The sequence below is a fragment of the Enterobacter sp. SECR19-1250 genome, assembly GCF_013391025.1.
GTDB lineage: Bacteria > Pseudomonadota > Gammaproteobacteria > Enterobacterales > Enterobacteriaceae > Enterobacter > Enterobacter cloacae.
Genome location: NZ_JACASJ010000135.1, coordinates 1 through 10,507, shown reverse-complemented (window position 1 = coordinate 10,507; position 10,507 = coordinate 1). Strand labels below are relative to the sequence as shown.

At 56.4% G+C, this 10,507-nt stretch carries 8 protein-coding genes; 7 read left to right on the top strand and 1 reads right to left on the bottom strand.

All coding sequences use genetic code 11. From position 1 onward, the window contains the following. The first annotated feature begins 3 nt into the window (after positions 1 to 3). The 6 genes from HX884_RS23370 to mgtE all read left to right on the top strand — a co-directional run bounded on the left by HX884_RS23370 (position 4) and on the right by mgtE (position 7,306). Positions 4 to 1,050, top strand: a complete 1,047-nt coding sequence (locus HX884_RS23370) for a porin OmpC (protein WP_309138900.1) — start codon at positions 4 to 6, stop codon at positions 1,048 to 1,050. 115 nt (positions 1,051 to 1,165) lie between these two features. Next, the gene (gene apbE, locus HX884_RS23365) at positions 1,166 to 2,221 is read left to right on the top strand and encodes an FAD:protein FMN transferase ApbE (protein WP_013098005.1); all 1,056 of its coding nucleotides are present in this window, start codon (positions 1,166 to 1,168) and stop codon (positions 2,219 to 2,221) included. Between the two features lie 72 nt (positions 2,222 to 2,293). Next, entirely contained in the window at positions 2,294 to 3,352 is a 1,059-nt protein-coding gene (ada, locus tag HX884_RS23360) for a bifunctional DNA-binding transcriptional regulator/O6-methylguanine-DNA methyltransferase Ada (RefSeq protein WP_038420235.1), read from the top strand. Then, the gene (alkB, locus tag HX884_RS23355) at positions 3,352 to 4,008 is read left to right on the top strand and encodes a DNA oxidative demethylase AlkB (RefSeq protein ID WP_178328871.1); all 657 of its coding nucleotides are present in this window, start codon (positions 3,352 to 3,354) and stop codon (positions 4,006 to 4,008) included. The genes ada and alkB overlap by 1 nt, the downstream gene beginning before the upstream one ends. Before the next feature lie 69 nt (positions 4,009 to 4,077). Then, positions 4,078 to 5,721: a multidrug ABC transporter permease/ATP-binding protein gene (locus HX884_RS23350; RefSeq protein ID WP_029883099.1), complete on the top strand. Its 1,644-nt coding sequence runs from the start codon at positions 4,078 to 4,080 to the stop codon at positions 5,719 to 5,721. Between the two features lie 148 nt (positions 5,722 to 5,869). Further along, positions 5,870 to 7,306 (top strand): magnesium transporter, encoded by a 1,437-nt coding sequence (mgtE, locus tag HX884_RS23345; protein ID WP_013098001.1) that lies wholly within the window; start codon positions 5,870 to 5,872, stop codon positions 7,304 to 7,306. On the opposite strand, the gene HX884_RS23340 is transcribed toward mgtE, so the two are convergent. Continuing rightward, positions 7,269 to 8,558 carry a SulP family inorganic anion transporter gene (locus HX884_RS23340; protein ID WP_020690674.1) on the bottom strand — a complete coding sequence of 430 codons (1,290 nt, stop codon included), beginning with the start codon at positions 8,556 to 8,558 and terminating at the stop codon, positions 7,269 to 7,271. The two genes, mgtE and HX884_RS23340, sit on opposite strands and share 38 nt — an antisense overlap. 188 nt (positions 8,559 to 8,746) lie before the next feature. Here HX884_RS23340 and mqo point away from each other — a divergent pair, with 188 nt between their 5' ends. Continuing rightward, positions 8,747 to 10,396, top strand: a complete 1,650-nt coding sequence (mqo, locus tag HX884_RS23335) for a malate dehydrogenase (quinone) (protein ID WP_020690675.1) — start codon at positions 8,747 to 8,749, stop codon at positions 10,394 to 10,396. Positions 10,397 to 10,507: the final 111 nt, after the last annotated feature.

Below are 10,507 nucleotides of genomic sequence, written 5' to 3'. Positions count from 1 at the left end.
TTAATCAGCGAGTCAGCTTGGGAAGAAATGACCTGCTTATTCGCACCTTCCTTAGATCTGTACGGCAAAGTCGATGGTCTGCACTATTTCTCTGATGACGACAGTCAGGATGGCGACCAGACCTACATGCGTCTTGGCTTCAAAGGCGAAACTCAGGTTAACGATCAACTGACCGGTTACGGCCAGTGGGAATACCAGATTCAGGGTAACTCTGGTGAGAACGAAAACAACTCCTGGACTCGTGTGGCGTTCGCCGGTCTGAAATTTGGTGACGCGGGCTCTTTCGACTACGGTCGTAACTACGGTGTTGTTTACGATGTGACTTCCTGGACCGACGTTCTGCCAGAATTTGGCGGCGACACCTACGGTTCTGACAACTTCATGCAGCAGCGTGGTAACGGCTTCGCGACCTACCGTAACAGCGATTTCTTCGGCCTGGTTGATGGCCTGAACTTCGCTGTTCAGTATCAGGGTAAAAACGGTAGCGCAAGCGGTGAAGACCAGACTAACAATGGTCGTACTGAACTGCGTCAGAACGGTGACGGCGTCGGCGGTTCTATCACTTATAACCTGGGCGAAGGCTTCGGTATCGGTACTGCCGTGTCCAGCTCTAAGCGTACCAGCTCCCAGAACGATCTGACTTACGGTAATGGAGACCGCGCTGAAACCTACACCGGCGGTCTGAAATACGACGCTAACAACATCTACCTGGCTGCTCAGTATACTCAGACCTATAACGCGACTCGCGTAGGTAACCTGGGTTGGGCTAACAAAGCGCAGAACTTCGAAGTGGTTGCTCAGTACCAGTTCGACTTCGGCCTGCGTCCATCCGTGGCTTACCTGCAGTCCAAAGGTAAGGATCTGGAAAACGGTTACGGCGATCAGGATCTGCTGAAATATGTTGATGTGGGTGCGACTTACTACTTCAACAAAAACATGTCTACCTATGTGGACTACAAAATCAACCTGCTGGATGACAAAGAGTTCACCCGTAATGCAGGTATCAGCACTGACGATATCGTAGCACTGGGTCTGGTTTACCAGTTCTAATCGCTTTTCAGTGTAACAAAGGGGTCGGCTGGCCCCTTTTTATTGCCTTTTTTAAGGCCTTTCAATTCCCGCGTTTTGGTGTACTCTTGCCGCCCTGGCATGAGGATAATAATGAATGGACATGACTTTTTTACGCGCCAGCGTCCTGGCAACCTTTTTTTTCCTGACCGCATGTGACTCTTCCACGCCTGTGGCACACACCGACGCGCCAGCGGCGACGGTGCTGGAAGGCAAAACGATGGGGACATTCTGGCGCGTCAGCGTAATGAACCTTGATAAAGCACGCGCAGAAGAACTTCGCGGCAAAATTCAGTCTCAGCTGGATGCCGACGATCAGCTGCTATCCACCTACAAAAACGACTCGGCGCTGATGCGCTTTAACCTCTCTACCAGCACGTCCCTGTGGCCGGTGAGCGAGGAGATGGCCGATATCGTGACCGAATCGATGCGCGTGGGCTATAAAACCCACGGTGCGATGGACGTGACCGTGGGGCCGTTAGTTAACCTCTGGGGATTCGGCCCAAATAAGCAGCCGGTGACCACCCCCGATCAGGCGGCCATTGACGACGCCCGTGCCCGGACAGGGCTTCAGCACCTGACGGTGATCAACCAGTACGGGCAACAGTATCTGCAAAAAGACATCCCCGACCTGTTTGTTGACCTGTCGACAGTCGGGGAAGGTTATGCGGCGGATCATCTGGCCGCACTGATGGCTCAGGAAGGCATCCCGCGTTATCTGGTCTCCGTGGGTGGCGCATTGGTCAGCCGGGGGATGAACGCCAGCGGCAAACCGTGGCGTGTGGCGATTCAAAAACCGACCGACCAGCAAAATGCGGTGCAGGCAATTGTCGATATTAACGGCCATGGCATCAGCACCTCCGGCAGCTACCGTAACTATTACGAGCTCGACGGGAAGCGGATCTCGCATGTTATTGACCCCCAGACCGGGCGACCTATTACGCATAATCTGGTCTCGGTTACGGTGATTGCCCCGACGGCGCTGGAAGCCGATGCCTGGGATACCGGGTTAATGGTGCTCGGTACTGAGAAAGCCAAAGAGGTGGTTCGCCAGCAAGGGCTGGCGGTGTATATGATCACCAAAGAGGCCGACGGCTTTAAGACCTGGAGTTCACCGCAGTTCGACAGCTTCCTGGTAAGCGAAAAGAATTAAAAAGCAAGGTTGCGGGTTTTTGATTGCTGGCGCTCAGGCAAGCTGTAGGTATGCTTGTAAGAGGAGCCGATGATGAAAAACCCGACCTATATGACCGATGAGGATCGCTGGCAGGCTGTGCTGGCCCGCGATCCGCGTGCTGACGAACAATTTGTCTTTGCCGTCCAGACGACAGGGATCGTATGTCGTCCGTCCTGTCGCGCCCGACACGCGCTGCGTAAAAATGTCCACTTTTACCCCGATGTGCACCATGCTGTTCAGGCTGGGTTTCGGCCGTGCAAGCGCTGCCGACCGGACAAACGCGACCCGCAGGAAGAGAAGCTGGAAAAAGTGGAGCGCGCCTGCCGCCTGCTGGAGCAGGATCCCGCGTTAACGCTGGAAATGCTGGCGCAGCAGGTTGCCATGAGTCCTTTCCATTTTCACCGCCTGTTTAAATCCGTAACCGGGATGACGCCAAAAGCCTGGCAGCAGGCGGCGCGGGGACAGCGCCTGCGCAATGCGCTTGCCCACGGGGATAAAATAACCGATGCCGTGCTGGCGGCAGGGTTCCCGGACAGCAGCAGCTACTATCGTAAAGCCAATGACGCGCTGGGCATGACGGCAAAGCAGTACCGTAAAGGGGATGTCGCAGTGCGCTATGCCATCAGCGAGTGTGCCTTAGGCCGCTGTCTGGTGGGCGAAAGCAAGCGGGGGATCTGCGCAATATTGCTGGGCGATGATGATGCCAAAGTCACCCAGGAGATTTTGTCGCTGTTTCCGGACGCTGAACGCGCGCCGCTGGAAGGCGAATTTGCCCGACGTATTGCTCAGGTTATCCATACCATCGATAACCGTGGCGTGCCGCTGGCTCTGCCGCTGGATATTCGCGGAACCGCTTTCCAGCAGCTGGTCTGGCAGGCCCTGCGCAATATTCCCTGCGGTGAAACAGCCAGCTACCAGCAGGTGGCGCAGGCGATTGGCAAACCTGGCGCGGTACGTGCGGTGGCCGCAGCGTGTGCCGCAAATAAACTGGCGATCGTCATCCCTTGCCATCGTGTTGTACGCCAGGACGGAGCGCTTTCGGGCTATCGCTGGGGGACGGAACGAAAGGCGCTATTATTGAAACGTGAGTCCAGGAATCAGGAGGGATAATGCTCGATCTCTTTGCGGATGCAGAACCCTGGCAGGAGCCGCTAGCGCCTGGCGCAGTGATCCTGCGCCGGTTTGCACTCTCCCGGGCCTCGGCGCTGCTGGCCGGGATCCAGGACGTCGCGGCCGTTTCGCCATTCCGACATATGGTGACGCCTGGCGGCTACACCATGTCGGTGGCGATGACCAACTGCGGTACGGCAGGATGGGCAACCAACGAACGGGGCTATCTCTATGCCCCGGACGATCCCGTCACCGGCAAGCCCTGGCCGCCCATGCCTGCGGTTTTTCAGGCGCTCTGCCATGATGCCGCCGTCGAGGCCACCTATCCCGATTTTCAACCGGATGCCTGTCTTATCAACCGCTATGGCGTTGGGGCGAAACTCTCGCTGCATCAGGATAAAGATGAACCCGATCTGCGTGCGCCGATCGTCTCGGTATCCCTGGGTCTGCCCGCCATATTCCAGTTCGGCGGATTACGCCGCAACGATCCTCTCCAGCGTCTGATGCTGGAGCATGGGGATGTGGTGGTGTGGGGCAGGGAGTCGCGGCTCTATTATCACGGCATTCAGCCACTGAAGCCTGGCGTCCATCCGCAGACGGGCGAGTTCCGCTTTAACCTGACTTTCCGCCAGACCGCGCTAGGCAAACAAAAATAAGAATTATTCTTGATGTAAACGCAGGGCAGTTTACACTGCTGGCTGATTTTTATTGTCCGGATTGCCTGCATGCAACTACTTCTTCTTGTCTGGCGTCAGTATCGCTGGCCCTTTATTGCGGTAATGGCGCTAAGCCTTGCCAGCGCCGCATTAGGTATTGGTCTTATCGCCTTCATCAACGTGCGTTTGATCGAAATGGTCGACACCTCGCTGTCCGTTCTGCCGGAATTTCTGGGGCTATTATTGCTGCTGATGGCGGTCACGCTGGGTTCCCAGCTGGCGCTGACTGCTCTCGGGCATCATTTCGTCTTCCGCCTGCGCAGCGAGTTTATCAAGCGGATCCTGGATACCCAGGTGGAGCGCGTCGAGCAACTCGGCAGTGCCTCTTTGCTGGCGGGACTGACCAGCGACGTGCGCGCCATCACCATTGCGTTTGTCCGTCTGCCGGAGCTGGTGCAGGGCATTATCCTGACCGTTGGCTCGGCGGCCTATCTCGCCTGGCTCTCCAGCAAGATGCTGGCCGTTACGGCACTGTGGATTACTATCACCATCTGGGGCGGTTTTCTGCTGGTTTCCCGCGTCTACAAACACATGGCGGTACTGCGTGAAACCGAGGACAAACTCTATAACGATTACCAGACGGTACTGGAAGGGCGTAAAGAGCTGACCCTGAACCGCGAGCGTGCCGAGCATATCTTCAACAACCTCTACATCCCGGACGCGCGTGAATACCGGCACCATATTATCCGTGCTGATACCTTCCACCTGAGCGCGGTTAACTGGTCGAACATTATGATGCTGGGCGCGATTGGCCTGGTCTTCTGGATGGCCAACAGCCTGGGCTGGGCCGATACCAATGTAGCGGCAACTTACTCCCTGACGCTGCTGTTTTTGCGCACACCGCTGCTCTCTGCCGTCGGTGCATTGCCCACCTTGCTGAGCGCGCAGGTGGCGTTTAATAAGCTCAAAAAGTTCGACCTTGCGCCGTTCAAAGCCGAGTTCCCGCGCCCTCAGGCCTTCCCGAACTGGCAAACGCTGGAACTGCGTAACGTCACATTCCGCTACCAGGACAACGCCTTTTCCGTGGGCCCGGTCAATCTGACGATTCATCGCGGCGAACTGCTGTTTCTCATTGGCGGTAACGGCAGCGGGAAATCGACGCTGGCGATGTTGCTGACGGGGTTATATCAGCCGCAATCGGGTGACATTCTGCTGGATGGCCGCGCGCTCAGCGCAGAGAAGCCTGAGGATTATCGCAAGCTGTTCTCGGCGGTATTCACCGATGTCTGGCTCTTCGACCAGCTGCTGGGGCCGGAAGGGCAACAGGCTAACCCGGCGCTGGTGGAGAAGTGGCTGGCGCATCTGCAGATGTCGCACAAGCTTGAGCTGCAGGACGGCAAGATCCTGAACCTGAAGCTCTCGAAAGGCCAGAAAAAGCGCGTGGCGCTGCTGCTGGCTCTGGCGGAAGAGCGCGACATCATTCTGCTGGACGAGTGGGCGGCGGATCAGGACCCGCATTTCCGCCGCGAGTTCTACCAGGTGCTGCTGCCGCTGATGCAGGCGATGGGCAAAACCATCTTTGCCATCAGCCATGACGATCACTACTTCATTCACGCCGACCGGCTGCTGGAGATGCGTGACGGCAAGCTGAGCGAGCTGACCGGTGAGGAGCGCGATGCGGCGTCTCGCGATGCGGTGGCGCGCACGGCCTGAAGCCTTCATCCTAACCCTCTCCCACGGGGAGAGGGGATAAATCGTGCACGTTATGCCGATTTTTTCTCCATCCCGCCCCGTTGTTTATTCTTATTTACATATCTCCGCGCTATGCTTAAAGCCAACTTATTTCATGGATTTATGATTAATGTCGGTTTTAAAGAAAAACAGTGCCAGGCAGCGCGACCAGGAACGTGCGCGTCTCATCTGGCTCCTCACGACGGATAAAGCGGTCACCTCTGCGTTACTGGGCAAACTGACCCTGGCTGAGCAATATGATGTCGGCACGCTGGCCGACGATATTGCTGAGGTAGGTGCGCTGGTTGCTCATTTACCTCCGCCGGATCTGGCGGATACCCTGGAAGCCCTCCCCTCGGAAGAGCGTCACGCCCTGTGGCGTCTGGTGCAGGATCACGAGCGCGGGCAGGTGTTGCTGGAAGCCTCTGAAAACGTCTGGGACGATCTCATTGATGAGATGAGCGACCGGGATATCCTCGATGCCCTGCAGACGCTGGACATTGACGAGCAGATTTACCTCGTTCAGCACCTGCCGCGAAACCTGACCGGGCGACTGCTGGCTTCGCTGCCTGCGGAAGAGCGGGCACGCGTGCGTCAGGTGATGCACTATGACAAACACAGCGTGGGCGCCATTATGGAGTTTGGCGTCATCATGGTGCGCCCGGATGTAACTCTCGGTACGGTGCAGCGCTATCTGCGTCGCCTGGGCAGCATGCCGGACAACACCGATAAACTGTTCGTCACCTCCCGGGATAAAACCCTGCTTGGCGAGCTGGAGCTTAAAACGATCCTGCTCAACAGCACCCAGCGGCGTGTGAGTGAGGTGATGGAAACCGAGCCGATGGTCTTCTCCCCGGAAGACGACGCGGAAAAAGCGGCCCGTACCTTCGAACGTGACGACCTTGTGAGCGCGGCGGTCGTTGATTCTGTGGGTAAACTGATGGGGCGTCTGACCATCGATGAGATCGTTGACGTGGTTTACGAAGAGACCGATAACGATTTACGTGCGCTCGGCGGGATCAGCGCCGAAGATGACGTCCACGCCTCCGTCGGCAAGGCGGTGAAAACCCGCTGGGCATGGCTCGCCATTAACCTCTGCACGGCATTTATCGCCTCACGGGTGATCGACGGCTTTGAACACACCATTTCACAACTGGTCGCGCTGGCCTCGCTGATGCCGATTGTGGCCGGCATTGGCGGCAACACCGGCAACCAGACCATTACCATGATCGTCCGTGCACTGGCGCTGGAAAATATTCAGCCGGGTAACTTCGCCTTCCTGATCTTCAGGGAGATGGGGGTGGCGCTGATTAACGGCCTGGTGTGGGGCGGCATTATGGGCGGCATTACCTGGTGGCTGTACGATGATATGGCGTTAGGCGGGGTGATGATGCTGGCGATGGTGCTGAATCTGCTGGTGGCCTCCATGATGGGGGTCATTATCCCCCTGACGATGACCAAACTGGGGCGCGACCCCGCGGTGGGGTCGAGCGTGATGATTACCGCCATCACCGATACCGGCGGTTTCTTTATTTTTCTTGGGCTTGCAACGATTTTTCTTCTTTAAGCCGACGCTTGAGCCGGGCGGGAAGCAATGCCATCACAATAATCCCGCCCAGCACGCCAATGGCCAGGTTACCGGTTGAAACCGTTGCTGCAACGGTAATCAGCATCACAACCGTTTCGGCAATCGGCGCGCTTTTTAACGTGGCAGGCTGAAGGCTGTGCCAGTTAAACGTTTTGATGGCAACAATCGCCATGATCCCGGCCAGAACGGCCATAGGGATTTTTGCCATCACTTCACTGAGGGCGGTGACCAGCACCAGCAGCACCATGCCCGCTGCAAAAGTTGAGACGCGACTGCGACCTTTGCCCATCTCCACGTTGACAATGGTTTGTCCGATCATGGCACAGCCCGCGATCCCGCCGTACAACCCGGCAAGAATATTCCCTGCGCCCAGACCGATACTTTCACGGCGTTTGCTGGACGTCGTCGCGGTCAGTTCATCCACCAGTTTTGCCGTCAGCAGTGATTCCAGCAGGCCGACAAAAGCGATACTCAGCGCGCATGGCCAGATGATGCTGAGCGTTTCCATATTCAGCGGGACGAGCAGCTGTGTCAGCCCTGGCAAACCACTGCTCATAGAACCTTCATCCCCCACCGTCGGGAGAACCTGTCCGCTGGTCACGGTGAACAGGGTGAGCAATACAATCGCAATAAGCGGTGACGGGATGCTTTTAACAAAGCGCGGCACCCAAAGCACAATCAGCAGCGTCAGCACGAACAGGCCCACAATCAGCGGGCTGCGGCTCCAGAAGTGGGGAACCTGTGCGAAGAAAATTAACAATCCCAGCGCATTTACGAAACCGGTCATCACCGACTGGGGAATAAAGCGCATCAGGCGCGCCATTCCGAACACGCCAAACAGAATCTGGATTATCCCCGCCATCAGGACCGCCGGCAGGATGTACTGCACGCCGTGCTGATGCACCATCGGGCCAATCACCAGCGCGACGGAGCCCGCAGCTGCTGTGACCATCGCACGACGACCGCCGAACGCTGAAAGGGTCAGACACAGCACCACAGAGGCAATCAGGCTGACCTTTGGGTCAACGCCTGCGACCACGGAAAAGGAGATCACCTCAGGAATGAGGGCCAGAGCGGTAATTACGCCTGCCAGCGTTTCGCGTAGCAGCAGTTGAGGGGAACGCAGCACCGTGGCGACCTGGTCTTCACGGGAAAGAGAAGCATGGGGTAATGACATAACAATTCGCAGATTAGGGCGGGCTTCCGTGCGCGCGATCACAAAGTGCAGCATAGTAACCAGAAATAACGCGCCTTGCCAGTTTCATCCGGCAAACCCACACAAACAATCCATCATTAAATTTCACAATTACAATAATTTCGTAACCTTTAAACAATATTTAAAAGTTGCTACCGTTCCCCCCGCAGCTTTTTTCACCTGCAATTTCCACGCTTCAAGCACTACTCAACTAAGGCAAAATTATGAAAAAAATGACTGCCATGCTCTTTTCTCTGGCCGTGGGGCTGAACACCGTCTCCATGGCGGCGAAAGCTGACGCACCAAAAGAGCAGGAAACGGACGTCCTTTTAATTGGCGGCGGCATCATGAGCGCCACGCTGGGAACCTATCTGCAAGAGCTTCAGCCGGACTGGTCAATGACCATGGTCGAGCGCCTCGATGGCGTGGCGCAGGAAAGCTCAAACGGCTGGAATAACGCCGGTACCGGACATTCGGCACTCATGGAACTGAACTATACGCCGCAGAAAAAGGACGGTTCCATTAGTATCGAGAAGGCGGTAGAGATCAACGAAGCATTCCAGATTTCTCGCCAGTTCTGGTCTCACCAGGTGAACAGCGGCGTGTTGCACGATCCGCACTCCTTCATCAACACCGTGCCGCACATGAGCTTTGTGTGGGGCGAGCAGAACGTGAACTTCCTGCGCGCACGCTACGCGGCGCTGCAGCAGAGCACGCTGTTCCGCGGCATGAAATATTCTGAAGATCACGCGCAGATCAAAGAGTGGGCACCGCTGGTGATGGAAGGTCGTGACCCGAACCAGAAGGTGGCGGCAACCCGTACTGAGATTGGTACTGACGTCAACTATGGCGAAATCACCCGTCAGCTGGTGGCCTCTCTGAAGAAAAAAGAGAACTTCAATCTGCAGCTCAGCACCGAAGTGCGTGGCTTTAAGCGCAACGCTGACAACAGCTGGAGCGTGACCGTTGCCGATCTGAAAAACAACGAAGCCGAGCACGTTATCAAGGCAAAGTTTGTCTTTATTGGTGCGGGCGGTGCGGCGCTGAAACTGCTGCAGGAGTCCGGTATTCCGGAAGCGGACGACTACGCGGGCTTCCCGGTGGGCGGTCAGTTCCTGGTGTCGGAAAACCCGGAAGTGGTGAACCGTCATCTGGCAAAAGTGTATGGTCAGGCCTCCGTGGGGGCGCCGCCAATGTCCGTTCCACACATCGATACCCGTATGCTTGACGGTAAGCGTGTGGTGCTGTTCGGGCCGTTTGCAACCTTCTCCACTAAGTTCCTGAAAAACGGCTCGTTGTGGGATCTGCTGAGCGCAACCACCACCTCAAACGTGAAGCCAATGATGGATGTCGGGCTGGATAACTTCGATCTGGTGAAATACCTGATTAGCCAGGTGATGCTTTCTGATGAAGAACGCTTCGAGGCGCTGAAAGAGTACTATCCGCAGGCGAAGAAAGAAGACTGGCGTCTGTGGCAGGCGGGTCAGCGCGTACAGATCATCAAACGCGATCCGAAAGAGGGCGGTGTGCTGCGTCTGGGGACCGAAGTGGTAAGCGATAAAGACGGCACTATTGCCGCCCTGCTGGGGGCTTCCCCTGGTGCCTCTACCGCTGCACCTATCATGCTGCACCTGATGGAAAAAGTGTTTAAAGATAAAGTCGCCACGCCGGAATGGCAGGCGAAGCTGAAAACTATTATTCCATCCTACGGTACGAAGCTGAACGGTAACGTGGACGCGACGGAACAGGAGCTGGAATACACCAGCCGCGTACTGCAACTGCAATACGTTAAGCCGCAGGCTGCTGATGCTGCACCAAAAGCGGAGCTGAAGCCGCAGGCAGAAAACAAACCGGTGGCGGATATCGCGCTGTAAGGTAAAAGCAAAACGGTAACATCCGTTACCGTTTTTAGTGTTTTCTCCCTCTCCCGGTGGGCTGAGGGTTCCCCAGAAAAATGAAAAGCACGATGAAGTGTGATCTACTGG